The sequence below is a fragment of the Agarivorans sp. 1_MG-2023 genome (assembly GCF_030548385.1).
Classification (GTDB): domain Bacteria; phylum Pseudomonadota; class Gammaproteobacteria; order Enterobacterales; family Celerinatantimonadaceae; genus Agarivorans.
Genome location: NZ_JAUOSJ010000008.1, coordinates 84,629 through 102,308, shown reverse-complemented (window position 1 = coordinate 102,308; position 17,680 = coordinate 84,629). Strand labels below are relative to the sequence as shown.

Sequence of the window (17,680 nt, the reverse complement as noted above, 5' to 3'; positions counted from 1 at the left end):
ACCCGCAATGAGTATTGTTTTACGTAAAGTTAATCATTTCTACGGTGAACAGCAGGCGCTTAAAGATGTCAGTATTGAGGTTGAAGAAAACCAAATTGTAGCGCTGCTGGGCCCATCAGGCTGCGGAAAAACTACTTTATTGCGTTTAATCGCAGGTTTAGAACGGCTGCAAAGTGGTGAGCTGTACTTGCAAGACAAGTTAGTAGCAGCCCCGGCACAAGCTATACACTTAGCTCCAGAGCAACGCGCGATAGGTATGATGTTTCAAGACTATGCCTTGTTTCCGCATATGAGTGTTAAAACCAATATAGAGTACGGACTACGCAAGCAACAAGATTTACCAAAGCGTCGCCAGTGGATTGAAGAAAGCTTAAACAACATGGGCATGCAAGGTCTGCTAGATCGCTTTCCGCATACTTTGTCGGGTGGCCAGCAGCAGCGTGTCGCCCTATTACGCGCTTTAGCTCCAGAGCCTAACACCATGTTGTTGGACGAACCGTTCTCTGCACTCGATGAGCATTTACGCCAACAAGTGCGAGAAGAAACCCTCGACGTATTGAAGAAAACCAAAACCCCCGCAGTGATGGTGACTCACGACCCGCTAGAGGCGATGTTTATCGCGGATCGTATTGTTGTGATGGAGCAGGGCGAAATCGTTCAAAATGCTAGCCCTCAAGAAATCTACAATCAGCCAGAAAATGCCTTTGTGGCAGCATTGTTTGGCCCAAGCAATCGCTTTGTTGTACCTGCAGAGCAAGGTGCGGTTAGTACCGCTTTAGGGGCGTTTTCGGCCAATCAAATTAACGATGGCGAACTGGCAGAGGTGATTGTTCGCGCTAAAGATGTGGTGGTGCATCAGCTTGAAAACAGCCAACAAGTAGAAGCGAGTATTATCTCGGTGCATTCAATGGGTAATGAAACGCACTTTAGGTTACAGCTAGCTGAATTACCTGAGCAGGTGATTCATGCGCGAATGCGTGACCATTGGCAAGCAAGTCCGGGCACTAAGGTATGGTTATCGGTTAATGGTGATGCGGCATTTGTCTTCCCCAAAGTGTAGTTTGGGGAAGTGTTGTTTGAAGCCTTAGGCGACTTCAAACAGTTCTTTTACCGATTGAAATACATCGGCAATCGCAACTTGGCGGGTAGGGGTAATAAAAATAGTATCATCACCAGCAATGGTGCCAAGAATACCTTCAGCTTTACCTAATGAATCTAGCAAACGGGCAATTAACTGCGCCGCACCAGGGCTAGTATGAATAACGATTAAGGCATCGTTAAAATCCATTTCTAGTACTAAGATTTTTAATTGACTAGAAACAGTAGGAACACCTAGCTCTGCAGGTAGGCAGTAAACCATTTCCATTTTTGCGTTTCGAGTACGCACTGCGCCAAACTTGCTTAGCATGCGTGACACTTTCGATTGGTTGATATTTTCGAAACCCTGATCTTGTAGGGCGGTCACTATTTCAGCTTGAGAGCCAAAACGTTCTTCTTTTAACAGTGATTTAAATGCTTTAATTAACTGTTCTTGTTTATCGCTATATTTCATCGGTGATCCGAGCTTGTAAATCCGCGGTTATTGTCGCCAACTTTTATATGTATATCAACTTTATTCTAGTTTTATGCATATAAATGCATAGTGAAACACATAATTGTTGTTCAATTAGCCAACATTTTCTTGTGAGGCTTTGCTAAGCTGAATTATGATAGCAACATCAAACTTGGTGTGTAGTTAACTATGTGGCTAAAATCTCTGTTCTTTCTTCCTTTGCTCGTACTTCAATCAGTACTTGCTGACGATAAACCTCTGCGAGTGGTTACCGAAGCATCTTATCCGCCCTTTGAATCATTTGATGAGCACAAGCAGCTGGTGGGTTTCGATATTGAGTTGGCTAAGGCCATTTGTGAACAAATAAATCGAGAGTGTGAGTTTTACCATCAGCCCTTTGATAGTTTGTTATCTAGCGTTGCTGCCGATCATTACGATGTGGCGATATCAGCCTTAGATATTACCGAGCAACGTAAAACCTTAGTAAGCTTTAGTGATGCTTATTTCGATAATATGGCGGTTTATCTCTCGAAGCCTGAGCTAGAAGTTGCAAGCAACTCAGTGGTTGCAGTACAAAGTGGCTCGAGCTTTATGCGCTTCTTACGTGAACAACGGCCTAATATTCTATCGATTGCTTACCCCAGTTATCAACTCGCCTTAGCAGATTTGAATCAAGCTAAAATTGATGCAGTATTTTTAGATTCGGCAGCAGCTCACTATTGGTTGGCAAGCCATCCGGATTTTGTGACTCAAGTGGATGAAAACTATCCAGCGAGCGGGTTAGGTATGGCGGTTTCAAAGCAAAACGAAGATCTGCTGAATCAAATCAACCATGCGCTTAATGTGTTAAAAAATAACGGCAGTTACCGAACAATATACCAGTCCTTCTTTAACTAACAAACACTGTTAGACCAAGGTCTTAAACCCTATAGTTAAAGTGTGATTAAGGCAGCTTTTTACTGTTTTAAAGTTGCTTTAAAAATGTTGCTAAATTGTATTTTAGAGCGGATTCCGTTATCTTGTTTCTGTCTTTATAGACATCCCCTCTACAATTACAAAAAAGCATGGAGAAGTTGGATGAAAGTTGCCGTATTAGGTGCTGCAGGCGGAATTGGCCAAGCCCTTTCATTACTATTAAAAACCCAGTTACCCGCTGGTTCTGAACTTTCGCTTTATGACATCGCCCCAGTAACACCTGGTGTTGCTGTAGATTTGAGCCACATCCCTACACAAGTGGCCATTAAAGGATTCGCAGGCGAAGACCCTAGCCCGGCCCTAGAAGGTGCCGATATTGTTCTAATTTCTGCCGGTGTAGCGCGTAAACCTGGTATGGATCGCTCAGATCTATTTAATATCAACGCGGGCATCGTTAAAAACCTTATCGAGAAAGTTGCCGTTACTTGTCCAAAGGCATGTATTGGTATTATCACTAACCCAGTAAATACCACGGTTCCAATCGCGGCCGAAGTATTAAAAAATGCTGGCGTATATGATCCCGCTAAATTGTTTGGTGTAACCACACTAGACGTGATTCGCTCAGAAACCTTTATCGCTGAAGCGAAAGGCCTAAACCCAGCAGACATTAAACTTAACGTTATTGGCGGCCATAGCGGTGTAACAATTTTGCCATTGCTTTCTCAGTTAGACGGTATTTCGTTTACTGATGAAGAAATTGCAACAATGACTACACGCATCCAAAATGCCGGTACAGAAGTTGTTGAAGCTAAAGCCGGTGGCGGTAGTGCGACACTTTCTATGGGCCAAGCAGCAGCACGTTTCTGTTTGTCTTTAGTTAAAGCAGCGCAAGGCGAAGACGTGATTGAGTGTGCTTACGTAGACGGTGGCAGCGAGCATGCTAAGTTCTTTGCTCAACCTATCCGTTTGGGCCCTCAAGGTGTTGCTGAAATCTTACCTTATGGTGAGATTAGCGCCTTTGAAAAAGCCGCAGTTGAAGGTATGTTAGATACCTTACACGGCGATATCGATAAAGGTGTTGAGTTTGTTTAAACTCTTCCACTAGCCGATACTAAGGAGTGCTTGCACTCCTTTTTTTGTGGCTAAAAAGTCACTTTAGTTTTTGCCAGCCTTGCCGATAGCATAATTGTTAAGACGATAGGAACGGCTATGAATAAGCAACTCATTTCATTACTTCTAGCAGCAGGCTTAAGCACCTCGGCGTTTGCTGAGTCTATTGACGCTTTGTCGGTAGAAGACGAACTTGATGCTCCTCAGCAGCAAGCAGAGCCGGTAACTATTGATCCCACTGAGTATACTAGCCCATCAGATATAGAAGCGGTTCAGCTGTATAGGCAAGATGAATTAATTACTTGGATTAACAATAACCAGCACCTAACACGTGTAAAAGCCGACGACTGTCAATTGGTGGAAGACATTGAAGCGCGCGCCGAGAAAGTAGCCATTCCCGCTTATCAGTTTTTGTGGGGCGACATGCTGGCTTGGGGGGTATGTGTAGAGCCCAACCCAGAATTAGGTGTGATGTACATGTGGCGCGCCGCAAATCAAGGTTTAGCCGCTGCCATGGAACAACTGGGGCGCTACTACGCTACTGGCACCTTGGTACAGCAAGACTATGCTAAAGCAATTCCTTTGCTGAGAGAATCAGCTGGTCAAGGCTTTGTTCCGGCTCAATTACGTTTGGTCTCACTGTATGTTGAAGGTAAGGGCAGTCCTTACGATTACGAAGATGCTTACCGCTGGTTACATCACTCTATTATTGCCGATAAAAAAACGCACCGAGAAGCCAGCCAATTGCTTGCTTCACTAGCATCGAAGATGCCCGATTACGTGGTAGCCAAAGCTAAAGCCAGTAACCAACCCTACTAAAGCCACGCGCAAAGCATTAACATAGAGCTATTCTTGAAGGGTAATCCCCTCAATTGCTCAACTTGGTAGGTTAGTTAATGCAAAATCAGGCTGCGTCGGCCACTCTTACATCGACCTTACTCAATGCCTTAACCGAAGAAATGGCACCTGTCTCTAAAGACTGGCTGCATGCGTTATGTTCTGAAGAACAGCAAGCCCATTTTTCGGCAACCTTAACGCATATGTTAGAAGAAGGCTTGTTAGTCACTACACGTATTGGCGCCTATACCTTGCCAGAACGTTTAGGTTTGGTTACCGGCACCATTATTGGTCATCGCGATGGTTTTGGTTTTTTGAAAACCACTCAAGAAGGCACCGACTTATTCCTTCCGGCTAAAGAAATGCGCAAAGTGTTTCATAACGACTTTGTTCTGGCTGCGCCGTCGAGTATGGATAAAAAAGGCCGCCGAGAAGGCCAAATTATAAAAGTGCTTAAAGCGGGTAAGGTCGAATTAGTTGGCCGTTACTTTGTTGAAGGCAATCACCGTTACGTGGTGCCAGATGATTCGCGGATTAACCAAGACATCTTGATTGGTAAAAATGATACCGCCGGGGCTCGCCAAGGCCAAGTTGTGGTGATTGAAGTAGTTAGTCGTCCTGCCGCGCCAAAACTGGCGGTGGGTAAAGTAACCGACATTCTGGGCGAGAAAATGGCTCCGGGCATGGAAGTTCAGGTGGCTTTACGCAACCATGATATTCCGCATGATTGGCCAAATGCGGTCACTAAAGCGGTGAGCAAGCTTGAAGAAGAAGTGGATGAGGCTGCTAAGCAAAATCGAGTTGATTTGCGTGACTTACCATTAGTCACCATTGATGGTGAAGATGCCCGCGACTTTGATGACGCCGTGTTCTGTGAGGCGAAAAAATCAGGTGGCTGGCGTTTGTGGGTCGCCATTGCTGATGTGTCTTATTATGTACGCCCAGACGCCGCCTTAGATAGAGAAGCGCTTAATCGCGGTAATTCAGTCTATTTCCCAGATCAAGTGATTCCTATGCTGCCAGAGCAGTTATCTAATGGTTTGTGTTCACTGAACCCGCAAGTCGATCGCCTGTGTATGGTGGCTGAAATGACTATCTCGGCAGCGGGGCGTTTGTCGGGCTATAAGTTTTACGAAGCGGTGATGCATTCACATGCGCGATTTACTTATAACAAAGTGGCGGCAATTCTCGATGGTGATGAAGCGCTAGCGCAACGTTATGCCGATCAAGTTCCGCATCTGCAAGAGTTACATCGTCTTTATAGTGCGCTAAAAGTTAGCCGCGCACAGCGTGGTGGTATTGAGCTAGAAACTCAAGAAACCCGCTTTATTTTTAATGCTCAACGCAAAATCGAGCAAATTGTGCCGCTAACCCGTAACGACGCGCACAAGATGATTGAAGAATGCATGATTCAAGCAAACGTAGCGGCTGCAAAATTTGTAGAGAAACATCAGCAAGCTATTTTGTATCGGGTACACGACCGACCGGGTAAAGAACGCCTGACTAACTTTAGAGGCTTTTTGAATGAGCTAGGCTTGCCGCTGGGTGGTGGTGATGAGCCTCAGCCGAGTGACTATTTTACTTTGGTGGCATCAATTCAAGAGCGTCCAGATTTAGAACTAATTCAAACCATGTTGCTGCGTTCAATGATGCAGGCGGTTTATCAACCTGATAATTTAGGACACTTTGGTTTAGCGCTTAAGTCTTATGCGCACTTTACGTCGCCGATCCGCCGCTACCCAGATTTGTTATTGCACCGGGTGATTAAATTTTTAGTCAACAAGCTTGAGGCGGAAGCGGCAGGTAAAACTGTTAAAAATAAGTGGACAGTGACAGGCGGCTATTCATATCAAGATGACGAAATGGATAAGTTTGGTGAAGCTTGTTCAATGACCGAGCGTCGCGCCGATGATGCAACACGTGAAGTGTCAGACAGCCTTAAGTGCGAATACATGCAAGATCATGTAGGTACGGTATTACCGGCTACCATTGCAGCAGTCACCGGATTTGGCTTTTTTGCCCGTTTAGAAGAGTTCCATATTGATGGCCTAGTGCACATCAATTCTTTACGTGGCGATTATTATCATTATGATGCAGCTCGTCAGATACTGGTGGGTGAGAAAACCGGCAAACGTTTCCGCATTGGTGATGCGGTAACGGTAAAAGTCGCGTCGGTAAATATGGCTGATCGTAAAATGGAATTTGTCATCGTTAATAAAGATGGCCAAGCCGATGAGTTTGACCGCCCACAGCGCAGTGGTAAAGATGGTGGCCGCGGCAAGCGTTTTACCAAACCTGGTGAAGAGCGAGAAACCACTGGGCGCAATGGCGGTAAAAAGAAACCACGCCATCGCGATACAAAAAATAAAGGCAAACGACGCAAGCCAAGTACTGCTAGTGACAGCAATAAAGACACCAGTTCTGAGAACAAAGGTGGCTTTAGCCCTTGGCAGCAGCGTGACCCTGATGCTAAGAAAGCAAAACCGAATAATGACGCCAAGGCCAAACCGCGTAAGAAGCCCAAGAAAAAACGCAAGCAACGCCCTGGTAAACAAGAGCGCACAGCCGCTAAACAACAGAAGAATTAATCATGAGCCAACAAGTAATTTATGGCCTGCACGCAGTGCAAGCATTATTAGAGCGCAGCCCAGAGCGTATTATTGAAGTATTCGCGCTTAAAGGTCGTCAAGATGACCGCTTATTACCGCTACTGAATGAAATGCGTCGCTTAGGGGCATCTGTGCAGTTTATGCCTCGTAAAGCTTTAGATGACAAAGCAGAGAGCACTCAGCACCAAGGTATTGTGGCACGAGTAAAAGCAGGGCGCGGCTATAATGAGCATGATTTAAAGCAATTAGTTGAATCAACGACAGCGCCGCTATTCTTAATATTGGATGGCGTAACGGATCCACATAATCTAGGCGCTTGTTTACGTAATGCCGATGCAGCGGGCGTAGTTGGCGTAATTGTGCCTAAAGATAACTCTGCTCAGCTAAATGCTACGGTACGCAAAGTGGCCAGTGGTGCAGCAGAGACGGTACCGCTAGTGGTGGTGACTAACCTAGCCAGAACCTTGCGCGAATTACAGCAATTAGGTGTATGGGTAGTGGGCACTGCAGGTGAGGCTGAGCAGTTTATTTACGACACCAAGTTGCAAGGGCCAATGGCATTAGTGATGGGTGCCGAGGGTACAGGCATGCGCCGCTTAACACGCGAAACTTGTGATGAGCTGGTTAAGCTTCCAATGGCGGGTACCGTCTCTAGTTTAAACGTATCGGTTGCTGCTGGTATTTGTTTATTTGAAGCAGTACGTCAGCGCCGTTAAACACAGGCCTTAGCGCCGTATAAGCACCAACAGAAAAGCCGCTGTTTAGATAATCTAACAGCGGCTTTAATTTAACTTGATTAAATTCTCGCCTTCGCATAGAATCAGCGCCCCTAAAACAGTCATTTTACTTTTAGTTCCTTGCCTCTTCGGTCCGGCTGTACCATGAACGAGGCTATAACCCGTAGGGAGCAATAATGCGTCATTACGAAATCGTATTCATGGTCCACCCAGACCAGAGCGAACAAGTTCCAGGCATGATCGAGCGTTACTCAGCAGTTATCACTGATAACGGCGGTAGCATTCATCGTTTGGAAGACTGGGGCCGCCGTCAATTGGCTTACCCAATCGAAAAATTGCACAAAGCCCACTATGTTCTTTTGAACATTGAAGCTAGCGCAGAAGTTGTTGATGAATTGGAAACTGCTTTCCGTTTCAACGATGCTGTTATCCGTAACATGATCATGCGCACTAAGTCTGCTGCTACAGAGATGTCTCCAATTGCTAAAGCTCGTGATGAGCGTCCAGCTCGCCGCGATGATGAGCGTCCAGCTCGTCGTGAAGAAGCTGCACCAGCAACTGAAGAAGCACCAGCAGTAGAAGCTAACGTAGAGTCAGCTAAAGAAGAGTCAGCTAGCGAAGAATAAGACGTATGTCTGAGAATAGATTAGTACTGCAGGGGCGGGTATTACGCGCACCAAAACGCTCTACTAGTCCGGCCGGTGTTGCACATTGTCAGTTTTGGCTAGAGCATCGTTCGCAGCAACAAGAAGCTGGATTTTCGCGCCAAGCCTATTGCCAGATGGCAGTAGTCGCAAGTGGCGATATTTTGAAGCAAGATTCATCGCATATAAGTATGGGGTGTGAAGTAAAAGTAAGTGGTTTTATAAATAGCCACAAAGCGGCCAACGGTACATACCGATTGGTACTTCATGCTTCTGAAATTGATTTGTTATCACGAGGATAATGTTATGGCACGTTTTTTCCGTCGTCGTAAATTCTGCCGCTTTTCAGCGGAAGGCGTTGTTGAGATCGATTATAAAGATACAACAACTCTGAAAAACTACATCACTGAAAGTGGTAAAATTGTACCTAGTCGTATTACTGGTACAAGCGCTAAATACCAACGTCAACTTGCACGCGCTATTAAACGTGCTCGTTACCTGGCTCTATTGCCATACACTGATTTACATAAGTAAATCCTTGTTGCAATTAGCCTAACTCAATCGAATTAATCGAGGAAAGGTAATGGAAATTATTCTATTAGACAAAATCGCTAACTTAGGCGGTTTGGGTGATCAAGTTAATGTTAAAGCAGGTTACGCTCGTAACTTCTTGATTCCACAAGGTAAAGCTGTACCAGCTACTAAAGGCAACGTTGAAGTTTTTGAAGCTCGCCGTTCTGAATTAGAAGCTAAACTAGCAGAAACTTTGAAAGTATCTGAAGCTCGCGCTGAGAAACTAAACGCTCTTGAAGCGATTGTTATCGAAGCTAAAGCTGGTGAAGAAGGTAAGCTATTCGGTTCTATCGGTACTCGCGACATCGCTGATGTTGTTACTGCTGCTGGTGTTGAAGTAGTTAAATCTGAAGTTCGCCTACCAAACGGTGTATTACGTAACACTGGTGAAATTGAAGTTGTTATTCAAGTTCACACAGACGTTAATGCTACTGTTACTCTACAAGTTGTTGCTGCTGAATAATTTCAGTTATATAGCTTGAAAAAACCGCGCCTAGGCGCGGTTTTTTTGTTTTTAGGCTATGATTTTAAAGGATTTTGAAAGATTATTTAGGCTAATCCGGTTTCACTATAGCAACAATGTAGTGTTCTGTTTTAGCGACTGAACAAGGAGAGTTAGTGTGCGTTTAATAATAGTGTTGGTAACGGCTTTGCTGAGTATGGTTTCCCACGCGGCATCCACTTGGTCTGAAGTGGAACAGCAAGCGAAGGGACAAACTGTTTATTTTAACGCTTGGGCGGGGGCTGATAATATCAACGCTTATATTCGCTGGGCTGGCGAACAAGTGGAGCAGCGTTACGGTGTAAAGTTAGAACACGTAAAAATTAACGACACCGCTAATGTAGTGAGTCGTATTTTGGCGGAGAAGGTGAGTGGCCGCACTAACGGTGGCAGCGTAGACCTAATGTGGGTAAACGGAGAGAACTTCCGCGCGTTAAAAGAAGCTAAATTACTCTATGGCCCATATAGTCAGCACTTACCTAATATGGCCTTAACCGATGAGAATAATCCTGCTTTACTGTATGACTTCACTTTGCCTGTTGAAGGTTATGAATCACCTTGGGGTGGGGCGCAGCTCACTTTCTATCACGATAGCAAACGCTTGCCGCAGGCACCTAAGTCAATGGCCAAGCTATTATCTTACCTGGAAAAACAACCGGGACTATTTACTTACCCAGCGCCGCCAAGCTTTTATGGAGCCACCTTTATTAAGCAGGCCCTGTTAGAAACTATTAGCGATAGCGAGCAGCTGTATCAACCTGTCAACAAGCAAACCTTTGATAAAGTTACTGCAGGTTTGTGGGCCTATTTAGACAAATTACATCCATTAATGTGGCGCCGTGGCCATAGCTTTCCTAGTGGCAGTGGCCAAATGCAACAGTTGCTTAACGACGGTGAGTTAAGTATTGCTTTCAGCTTTAACCCCAACGATCCTGCAGCCGCTATTGAGCAAGGTTTACTGCCAGATTCGGTGCGTAGTTATGTTCACCAAAGTGGAACCGTGGGTAATACTCACTTTTTAGCAATTCCGTTTAATAGTGACTCTAGTGCCGCAGCCATGGTGGTGGCCAACTTTATGTTGTCACCAGAGGCCCAAGCCCGCAAAGCGGATTTAGCTTATTGGGGCGATCCAACAGTATTGGCACTAGATAAACTCAGTAATGAGCAACAACAGTTGTTTGCTAAGCAACAGGGCAATAGCGCCAGTTTAAGCGCTGCAGACCGCGCCAATGTTAGGGGCGAACCTCACGCCACTTGGGTAGCTTTGCTAGAAGCAGAGTGGTTGCGTCGTTATAGTCGATGAAGGGCATATCTAAAAAGGCAGTAATACTGTTTCCGCTAGCTACTAGTGTGTTGTTGTTACTGCCTTTGTTGTTTGGATTTGTTGATACTCTGTTACCAGCTTTTGGCTATTTGCCTATCGCTTCTAAAACCGAATTGAATTTATCGGTTTGGCGTGAACTGTTTAGTTACTCCTCTTTATGGCATTCGCTGGCGTTAAGTATATTTACTGGCTGGGTCGCCGCTATCCTTTCTCTAGTTAGCGCTTTGTGGCTAATTATGCACTGCTACCAAAGTGCTTGGTGGCGATTCCTAGAAAAAAGTTTAGCCCCGTTTCTCGCTATTCCTCATGCAGCCATGGCGATTGCGCTATTGTTCCTACTTGCACCCAGTGGCTGGTTAGTTCGCTTGGTTTCACCTTGGTTAACTGGTTTCGATTACCCGCCTATGTGGCAAAGCACGCAAGATGCGTGGGGTTTGAGCTTAATTGTTACTCTATGGATTAAAGAATTGCCATTTATGTTACTGGTATTAATGGCTGCGTGCTCTCAACTACCGGTACAACGCAGCTTGGCGATAGGCCAAAGCTTTGCGTATTCCAGCCAGCAAATCTGGCGGCAAGTTTTATTCCCCCAGCTAATTAAGCGTATTCGCTTGCCATTTTTTACGGTTCTTGCGTTTTCGTTAACGGTAGTGGATGTTGCTCAAATTATTGGCCCCACAAAGCCAGTGACCTTTGCATTACTCGTTTGGCAATGGTTTAGCGATAGCAATATCGAAATGCGCTTGTTGGGCGCAGCAGGCTCTTTATTGTTGTTGGCTGCAGTTATTCTGAGCTTGTTAGTGGCAGTGCTGCTAGAGAAGCTTTATTTAAAGCACAATTTACAAAGCGCATTGAAGGGCTTAAGAAAAGCTTCCTCTAGTGCGAAACCCGCGCGTATTTTGTTAGTGGGGACGGTGCTGTTGTTAGTATTAAGTTTGCTGATTATTGTCATTTGGTCTTTTACTTGGCGCTGGCGCTTTCCCGATGCTTTGCCCGCACAGTGGGGTTGGCATTATTGGCAACAAGCAGGCAGTTATTTGTATACGCCGCTGCTAAACAGTTTGAGTATTGCTTTGTTATCATCGGCAAGCAGCTTGGTATTGGTGGTTGGCTGTTTAGAGTACCAACTAAAGCAGGCTCAGCCCTCACGCTGGTGGTCGTTAGTTATGTACTTGCCTTTGCTGTTGCCGCAGGTGGTATTTTTGTTTGGTGTACAAGTTCAGTTATTTAAATACCGTTTAGACGGCAGTTTGTTGACTGTAGTGTGGGCACATCTGATTTTTGTTTTACCTTATGTATACCTGGCGTTAGTGGATAACTATCGAAGCTTCGATAATCGTTATATGCAGGCTGCAATTAGTTTATCGCACTCCTACTGGCGTAGCTTTCTGAGAATCAAATTACCCATGCTCACTCGGCCGCTGGGTTTAGCATTTGCTATTGGTTTTGCGGTAAGTATTGCTCAGTACCTGCCTACTTTGTTTGTGGGTGGTGGCCGAGTCACCACGTTAACTACTGAGGCGGTAGCGTTAGCCTCAGGTGGTGACCGCAGAGTCACAGCGGTTATGGTTATATGGCAAACCTTGTTACCTTTACTGGTATACAGCATGGTTATTATTTGGCCTAAATGGCGCTACCGCCATCACCGAGGAATGCAAACCTAGTGTTAGACATTAGTCATTTTAGTTTGAGTTTATCTGGTAAATACTTAATCAGTGAGCTCAATTTGTCAGTCGCTAAAGGTGAAATAGTGACTATCATGGGCCCTAGTGGGTGTGGCAAATCAAGCTTATTGGCTGCAATAGCCGGCACTTTAGATCCCTCTTTGTCTTGCAGTGGTAGCATTAAGCTAGCGGGGAAAGACATTCTCGAGCTTGAGCAAGCGAAGCGGCGAGTTGGGATATTGTTTCAAGATGATTTATTGTTCCCACACTTTACGGTGGGGCAAAATCTGCAATACGCATTAGCAAGTGATAAGCAAAGCAATGCAAACTCTATTATTGAGCAGGCTTTAAGTGATGCTGGCATGTCTGGCTTTCAGCAGCGCGATATTGCCAGCTTGTCTGGAGGGCAGCGGGCGAGGGTTAGTGTATTGCGAAGCCTACTGGCTGAGCCTAAAGTTCTGCTATTAGACGAACCCTTCAGTAAGTTGGATAAACCCTTACGCAAACAGTTTCGGGAGTTTGTTCGCGATAGAATTGAAGCTCTGAATATCCCTGCAATTCTAGTCACTCATGACCAAGAAGATAGCTTACAAGCACCACCAATCTCTTTATTTGCTGACAATAACAGCTAGGGTAATAAACTGTTGCTGTTGAGTTTTATTTGATAAGCTGGTTTTTCCTGAGGCTTTATTGTGTGGAGCGAGAGCGTCAGGACTCAATGATTGAGATCCCCAATAACAATAAAGAGGATGAAGATGAACAAATTGATTTTTGCACTAGCATTGTCACTTCCATTTGTCGCATCAACAGCGAATGCAGCCCCAGCCAAGGCACCTTTATGTGCAGCTTGTCATGGTGCTAACGGAGTAGCAGCTATTCCTGGTTACCCCAATCTTGCGGGCCAAAACGAACAGTACTTGGTTTCTTCATTAAAAGCTTATCGTGATAAACAGCGTAATGGTGGCCAAGCTGCTGTAATGCAAGGGCAGGCAATGAATTTAAGCGACGCTGAAATTGCTGAACTAGCTGCTTACTTCGCAAAAATGTAGTTAAGTGAGCGTTAGCACTAAGCCAGCCTAGGGCTGGCTTTTTAGTTTCTGCCATTCAGGAAATGTTACTTGGTGTCACTTCAATCTTCCCGCATAATAGTGGCCAGAAAAAACAACCGCAATGAAGATTATGGCAGCCAGCGCGCCCTCTCGTAAATTTAAAGATAAAGACAAAAAGCCCAGAGATTCTCAGATTGATCAGTTAAAGGTGCCACCGCATTCCTTAGAAGCTGAGCAAGCCGTTTTGGGCGGCTTAATGTTAGATAACAATGCTTGGGATAACGTGTCTGAGCTAGTTGTAGAACAAGATTTTTATCAGCGCGCCCACCAATATACTTTTTCTGCGATGCACCGTTTGGCCGAAGGTGGTCAACCCATTGATTTGGTGACGGTGTCTGAGGAGTTGGAGCGACAAGAGCAACTTGATGATATAGGCGGTTTTGCTTATTTAGGTGAGATTGCTAAAAACACACCGAGTGCAGCGAACATTCGCGCCTACGCAGAAATTGTTCGAGAGCGAGCGGTGACGCGTGAATTGATTTCGGTAGCCAATGAAATTGCCGATAGCTGCTACGAGCCGGCTGGACGTAAAAGTAGTGACTTGCTCGACTTTGCAGAGAGCAAAGTATTTAAAATTGCCGAGTCACGCGCTAATGCTAATGAAGGCCCTAAAGAAGTTAAAGGCTTGCTGGCACAAACCATTGATAAAATTGAAGAACTATACAAATCACCAAACGATGGCGTAACCGGTGTTTCTACAGGCTTTGCTGACTTAGATAAGAAAACTGCGGGTTTGCAGGGCTCTGATTTGATCATTGTGGCGGCGCGTCCTTCTATGGGTAAAACCACCTTTGCGATGAACCTGTGTGAATACGCCGCAATGACTCGCGATAAACCGGTGCTTATCTTTAGTTTAGAGATGCCGGCAGAACAAATTATGATGCGTATGCTGGCCTCACTGGGCCGCATTGATCAAACTAAAATCAGAACCGGTGCCCTAGACGATGATGATTGGGCGCGTTTGTCATCTACCATGGGCTTAATGGCCGAAAAGTCAAAAATGTATGTGGATGATTCTTCTGGTCTAACACCTACTGAAGTTCGCTCTCGTGCTCGCCGTGTTGCCCGTGAAGAAGGTGGTTTGAGCATGATTATGATCGATTACCTGCAGTTGATGCAGGTGCCGGGCTTAAGCGAAAACCGTACCTTAGAAATTGCCGAAATTTCTCGCTCACTTAAATCCTTAGCAAAAGAACTAAATGTACCGGTAGTGGCGCTATCACAGCTTAACCGTAGTTTGGAGCAGCGTGCTGATAAACGTCCGGTGAACTCGGATTTGCGTGAATCGGGCTCTATTGAGCAGGATGCCGATTTGATTATGTTTATTTACCGCGATGAGGTTTATAACGAAGGCACCGAAAATAAAGGTTTAGCTGAAATCATTATTGGTAAACAACGTAACGGTCCAATTGGCCGCGTACCACTTACCTTCCAAGGCCAGTTCTCGCGCTTTGATAACTGGGCTGGTGAATTTTACGATGACGAATAATTACCAATGAATATTGCAAATGCCTTGGTGTCATTGTCAGCTTTAAGACATAACTTCTCAGTATTAAAACAACGCGCACCGAACAGTAAAATTTTGGTGGTGATAAAAGCCAATGCCTATGGGCATGGCATGCTGGAAGTAGCACAAGGCTTGGCCGATATAGCCGATGGCTTTGCAGTAGCAAGAACCAAAGAAGCACTCGCTCTGCGCCAAGAAGGGATAGTGGCGCCTATCCTCGCTTTAGAGGGCTTTTTTGATAGCCAAGAAGCCCAATCCTTGGCTGAACACAATATTGCTACGGTTATTCACAGTGAGCAACAGCTGGCACTGATAGAGCCGCTTAAGCTGGCTAAGCCACTAGATACATGGATAAAGCTTGATACCGGCATGCATCGCTTAGGTTTACTACCAGAGCAGTTTAAAGCCTTATTGCCACGTTTGAAAAGCTGTAACAATATTCAAGCTAACCTTAAGCTTATCAGCCACTTTGCCTGTGCTGATGACGTTGATCACCCGCTGACACCGCAGCAAATAAGGTGTTTTGAAACGCTAAAAGCGGAGCTTAATGCTGAGTGTTCTCTGGCTAATTCAGCCGGCGTTTTATTGTGGCCACAAGCGCATTCAGATTGGAATCGTCCGGGAATTTCTTTGTACGGCATTTCTCCTCAAAATCACAACAGTGGTGCTGATTTTGGATTAATACCAGCCATGACCCTGCAATCAAATCTTATCGCGGTACGCGAGCACCCGCAGGGAGAGAGTGTAGGTTACGGTGCTACTTGGCATGCCGAGCAAAACACCAAGTTGGGCGTGGTAGCGATGGGTTACGGTGACGGTTATCCGCGCAGTGCGCCAAATGGTACGCCTGTTTGGTTAAATGGCCGAATAGTACCCATCGTGGGTCGCGTATCAATGGACATGTTGTGTGTAGATTTGGGAATTGATAGCCAAGACCAAGTGGGTGACCGGGTTGTGTTGTGGGGCCCTGAGCTACCCGCAGAACGAATTGCTGAAGCGGTGGACACCATTGCTTACGAGCTCGTCACAAAATTAACCTCTAGAGTTCGTCTCAGTTACACTCAGTAGTATTTACAAGTGCCATTATTTAGGCTATTAATTGGATGCTGAATTATTAATCGTTTATTTGATAGTTTTTGCCTATCAAACTAATTGATTAGATCAATTCGTCTATTCGACAAATTTAGCGCATTATTCGTAGCGATATTGATAACCTATTTAACAAGGAATTCGAAATGAGTGTATTAGTTGGTCGTCCTGCTCCAGACTTTACTGCCGCTGCTGTATTAGGTAACGGTGAAATTGTTGATAGCTTCACTTTAAGTGAGCACATCAAAGGTAAAGCTGCGGTAGTGTTCTTTTACCCGCTAGATTTTACTTTTGTTTGTCCTTCAGAATTGATTGCTTTTGATCACCGCTTTAAAGATTTCCAAGCTAAAGGTGTTGAAGTAATCGGTGTTTCTATCGATTCACAATTCTCACATAACGCATGGCGTAACACTGCTATTGAAGATGGTGGTATCGGCCAAGTTCAATACCCTCTAATTGCCGACGTTAAACACGAAATCTGCCAAGCTTACGATGTAGAGCATCCAGAAGCTGGCGTAGCGTTCCGTGGTTCTTTCCTAATCGATACCGCTGGTGTTGTTCGTCACCAAGTAGTGAACGACCTTCCACTAGGCCGTAACATTGACGAAATGCTACGTATGGTTGACGCATTAAACTTTCACGAAAAGCACGGTGAAGTTTGTCCTGCTCAGTGGGAAGAAGGTAAAGAAGGTATGGACGCAAGCCCAGAAGGTGTTGCTAAGTACTTGTCTGCTAACGCTGAAGGCCTATAAGACTTTCGCTGCCCAGACATTAAAAAGCCCGCTAACGCGGGCTTTTTTGTATCTAATATTTGTGACTAGACGTTTTCGAAGCAAATTTCGATAGTGGCATTACCATGAATTGAAGAGAAAGGAATCAATACCTTAGGGCCTTCAGTTTTATGAGTAATAGTATGCGAAGGGCCAGATACCACCACAGGAGTAGCCATATCGAAATCATAGCCGCTTTCGGCTAACAAACGTTTCGCTCCACCGGTTACCATATTGGTAATCTCACCCACCATATCGGTGACTTCCTCATTAATCGAATCAGGGGCTTCGCCTAACATGCGTCGCATAATCTCGATGGCCAATCCTTTATCAAAACTGATGGATAAAGAGCCTTTGGTTTGCGGGCCAACCATACCAATTAAACCTGATACATCGCCACGCGCGATCTCGTCTTTCTTTACTCCAGGCTTGCCCGGTTTTAACTCCATTTGAGCCATTGTTTCTAGCACATTTAACAGAGACTTAAGAAATGGGTTTACAAAATTAACGTCCATAGTGACAGATTACTTCCTGCTGAGTGAATATGGTCAAAGCCAATAATAGAACCAAAGAGAGGGCTATTTGACTAAAAGCACAAAAATAATTGAGAATTACTTAAGAATCGCACGAGATCCGATGAGCTGCAACTATAAGTAATATTTTTAAGATGTGTTTCACTGAATCAATGCGACAGACTTGCTATTAGTAAGCAAGGCGCTTCTTTATTGATAGCTAGGA

General features: G+C 45.0%; 19 protein-coding genes. 17 read left to right on the top strand and 2 right to left on the bottom strand.

Going from position 1 to position 17,680, the window contains the following annotated elements:
• The first annotated feature begins 7 nt into the window (after window positions 1-7).
• Window positions 8-1,060 carry an ABC transporter ATP-binding protein gene (locus tag Q4592_RS13220; RefSeq protein ID WP_303513821.1) on the top strand — a complete coding sequence of 351 codons (1,053 nt, stop codon included), beginning with the start codon at window positions 8-10 and terminating at the stop codon, window positions 1,058-1,060.
• Window positions 1,061-1,084: 24 nt separating this feature from the next.
• Here Q4592_RS13220 and argR read toward each other — a convergent pair whose 3' ends face one another.
• On the bottom strand, window positions 1,085-1,552 hold the full coding sequence (gene argR / locus Q4592_RS13215) for a transcriptional regulator ArgR (protein ID WP_137673713.1): 468 nt from the start codon (window positions 1,550-1,552) through the stop codon (window positions 1,085-1,087).
• 189 nt (window positions 1,553-1,741) lie between these two features.
• On the opposite strand from argR, the gene Q4592_RS13210 reads away from it, so the two are divergent.
• From Q4592_RS13210 to Q4592_RS13135, 16 genes are all read left to right on the top strand, one after another.
• Window positions 1,742-2,449 carry a transporter substrate-binding domain-containing protein gene (locus Q4592_RS13210; RefSeq protein WP_303513820.1) on the top strand — a complete coding sequence of 236 codons (708 nt, stop codon included), beginning with the start codon at window positions 1,742-1,744 and terminating at the stop codon, window positions 2,447-2,449.
• A gap of 180 nt (window positions 2,450-2,629) precedes the next feature.
• Window positions 2,630-3,559, top strand: coding sequence for a malate dehydrogenase (mdh, locus tag Q4592_RS13205; protein WP_303513817.1), 930 nt, complete (start codon window positions 2,630-2,632; stop codon window positions 3,557-3,559).
• Window positions 3,560-3,676: 117 nt separating this feature from the next.
• Window positions 3,677-4,396, top strand: a complete 720-nt coding sequence (locus Q4592_RS13200; protein ID WP_137673716.1) for a tetratricopeptide repeat protein — start codon at window positions 3,677-3,679, stop codon at window positions 4,394-4,396.
• A gap of 77 nt (window positions 4,397-4,473) precedes the next feature.
• Window positions 4,474-7,002 carry a ribonuclease R gene (gene rnr / locus Q4592_RS13195; protein WP_303513812.1) on the top strand — a complete coding sequence of 843 codons (2,529 nt, stop codon included), beginning with the start codon at window positions 4,474-4,476 and terminating at the stop codon, window positions 7,000-7,002.
• 2 nt (window positions 7,003-7,004) lie between these two features.
• The gene (rlmB, locus tag Q4592_RS13190) at window positions 7,005-7,739 is read left to right on the top strand and encodes a 23S rRNA (guanosine(2251)-2'-O)-methyltransferase RlmB (RefSeq protein WP_137673718.1); all 735 of its coding nucleotides are present in this window, start codon (window positions 7,005-7,007) and stop codon (window positions 7,737-7,739) included.
• Between the two features lie 197 nt (window positions 7,740-7,936).
• Entirely contained in the window at window positions 7,937-8,386 is a 450-nt protein-coding gene (gene rpsF, locus Q4592_RS13185) for a 30S ribosomal protein S6 (RefSeq protein WP_303513809.1), read from the top strand.
• 5 nt (window positions 8,387-8,391) lie between these two features.
• Entirely contained in the window at window positions 8,392-8,706 is a 315-nt protein-coding gene (priB, locus tag Q4592_RS13180) for a primosomal replication protein N (RefSeq protein WP_137673720.1), read from the top strand.
• Window positions 8,707-8,710: 4 nt separating this feature from the next.
• Window positions 8,711-8,938 carry a 30S ribosomal protein S18 gene (gene rpsR, locus Q4592_RS13175; RefSeq protein WP_137673721.1) on the top strand — a complete coding sequence of 76 codons (228 nt, stop codon included), beginning with the start codon at window positions 8,711-8,713 and terminating at the stop codon, window positions 8,936-8,938.
• A 49-nt stretch (window positions 8,939-8,987) separates the two neighbouring features.
• On the top strand, window positions 8,988-9,440 hold the full coding sequence (gene rplI / locus Q4592_RS13170; RefSeq protein ID WP_137673722.1) for a 50S ribosomal protein L9: 453 nt from the start codon (window positions 8,988-8,990) through the stop codon (window positions 9,438-9,440).
• Between the two features lie 157 nt (window positions 9,441-9,597).
• The gene (locus Q4592_RS13165) at window positions 9,598-10,782 is read left to right on the top strand and encodes an ABC transporter substrate-binding protein (RefSeq protein WP_303513802.1); all 1,185 of its coding nucleotides are present in this window, start codon (window positions 9,598-9,600) and stop codon (window positions 10,780-10,782) included.
• Window positions 10,779-12,467 (top strand): ABC transporter permease, encoded by a 1,689-nt coding sequence (locus Q4592_RS13160; protein WP_303513800.1) that lies wholly within the window; start codon window positions 10,779-10,781, stop codon window positions 12,465-12,467. Before Q4592_RS13165 ends, Q4592_RS13160 begins: the two co-directional genes overlap by 4 nt.
• On the top strand, window positions 12,467-13,099 hold the full coding sequence (locus Q4592_RS13155; protein WP_303513799.1) for an ATP-binding cassette domain-containing protein: 633 nt from the start codon (window positions 12,467-12,469) through the stop codon (window positions 13,097-13,099). Before Q4592_RS13160 ends, Q4592_RS13155 begins: the two co-directional genes overlap by 1 nt.
• 123 nt (window positions 13,100-13,222) lie before the next feature.
• Window positions 13,223-13,516: a cytochrome c gene (locus tag Q4592_RS13150; protein WP_137673726.1), complete on the top strand. Its 294-nt coding sequence runs from the start codon at window positions 13,223-13,225 to the stop codon at window positions 13,514-13,516.
• Between the two features lie 130 nt (window positions 13,517-13,646).
• Window positions 13,647-15,065 carry a replicative DNA helicase gene (gene dnaB / locus Q4592_RS13145; RefSeq protein WP_137673756.1) on the top strand — a complete coding sequence of 473 codons (1,419 nt, stop codon included), beginning with the start codon at window positions 13,647-13,649 and terminating at the stop codon, window positions 15,063-15,065.
• A gap of 6 nt (window positions 15,066-15,071) precedes the next feature.
• A complete protein-coding gene (gene alr / locus Q4592_RS13140; RefSeq protein ID WP_303513796.1) occupies window positions 15,072-16,151 on the top strand; it encodes an alanine racemase in 1,080 nt (359 codons plus the stop codon).
• Window positions 16,152-16,318: 167 nt separating this feature from the next.
• Window positions 16,319-16,924, top strand: a complete 606-nt coding sequence (locus tag Q4592_RS13135; protein ID WP_137673728.1) for a peroxiredoxin C — start codon at window positions 16,319-16,321, stop codon at window positions 16,922-16,924.
• A 65-nt stretch (window positions 16,925-16,989) separates the two neighbouring features.
• Here Q4592_RS13135 and Q4592_RS13130 read toward each other — a convergent pair whose 3' ends face one another.
• The gene (locus tag Q4592_RS13130) at window positions 16,990-17,457 is read right to left on the bottom strand and encodes a chemotaxis protein CheX (protein WP_137673729.1); all 468 of its coding nucleotides are present in this window, start codon (window positions 17,455-17,457) and stop codon (window positions 16,990-16,992) included.
• Window positions 17,458-17,680: the final 223 nt, after the last annotated feature.

What these genes read in the sequence shown, in the direction of transcription:
- Q4592_RS13130 (WP_137673729.1), bottom strand. Translation starts at nt 17,457, where the DNA reads ATGGACGTTAATTTTGTAAACCCATTTCTTAAGTCTCTGTTAAATGTG.
- Q4592_RS13220 (WP_303513821.1), top strand. Translation starts at nt 8, where the DNA reads ATGAGTATTGTTTTACGTAAAGTTAATCATTTCTACGGTGAACAGCAG.
- priB (WP_137673720.1), top strand. Translation starts at nt 8,392, where the DNA reads ATGTCTGAGAATAGATTAGTACTGCAGGGGCGGGTATTACGCGCACCA.
- rpsF (WP_303513809.1), top strand. Translation starts at nt 7,937, where the DNA reads ATGCGTCATTACGAAATCGTATTCATGGTCCACCCAGACCAGAGCGAA.
- mdh (WP_303513817.1), top strand. Translation starts at nt 2,630, where the DNA reads ATGAAAGTTGCCGTATTAGGTGCTGCAGGCGGAATTGGCCAAGCCCTT.
- Q4592_RS13135 (WP_137673728.1), top strand. Translation starts at nt 16,319, where the DNA reads ATGAGTGTATTAGTTGGTCGTCCTGCTCCAGACTTTACTGCCGCTGCT.
- dnaB (WP_137673756.1), top strand. Translation starts at nt 13,647, where the DNA reads ATGGCAGCCAGCGCGCCCTCTCGTAAATTTAAAGATAAAGACAAAAAG.
- rnr (WP_303513812.1), top strand. Translation starts at nt 4,474, where the DNA reads ATGCAAAATCAGGCTGCGTCGGCCACTCTTACATCGACCTTACTCAAT.
- alr (WP_303513796.1), top strand. Translation starts at nt 15,072, where the DNA reads ATGAATATTGCAAATGCCTTGGTGTCATTGTCAGCTTTAAGACATAAC.
- argR (WP_137673713.1), bottom strand. Translation starts at nt 1,552, where the DNA reads ATGAAATATAGCGATAAACAAGAACAGTTAATTAAAGCATTTAAATCA.
- rlmB (WP_137673718.1), top strand. Translation starts at nt 7,005, where the DNA reads ATGAGCCAACAAGTAATTTATGGCCTGCACGCAGTGCAAGCATTATTA.
- rplI (WP_137673722.1), top strand. Translation starts at nt 8,988, where the DNA reads ATGGAAATTATTCTATTAGACAAAATCGCTAACTTAGGCGGTTTGGGT.
- Q4592_RS13200 (WP_137673716.1), top strand. Translation starts at nt 3,677, where the DNA reads ATGAATAAGCAACTCATTTCATTACTTCTAGCAGCAGGCTTAAGCACC.
- Q4592_RS13210 (WP_303513820.1), top strand. Translation starts at nt 1,742, where the DNA reads ATGTGGCTAAAATCTCTGTTCTTTCTTCCTTTGCTCGTACTTCAATCA.
- Q4592_RS13160 (WP_303513800.1), top strand. Translation starts at nt 10,779, where the DNA reads ATGAAGGGCATATCTAAAAAGGCAGTAATACTGTTTCCGCTAGCTACT.
- rpsR (WP_137673721.1), top strand. Translation starts at nt 8,711, where the DNA reads ATGGCACGTTTTTTCCGTCGTCGTAAATTCTGCCGCTTTTCAGCGGAA.
- Q4592_RS13150 (WP_137673726.1), top strand. Translation starts at nt 13,223, where the DNA reads ATGAACAAATTGATTTTTGCACTAGCATTGTCACTTCCATTTGTCGCA.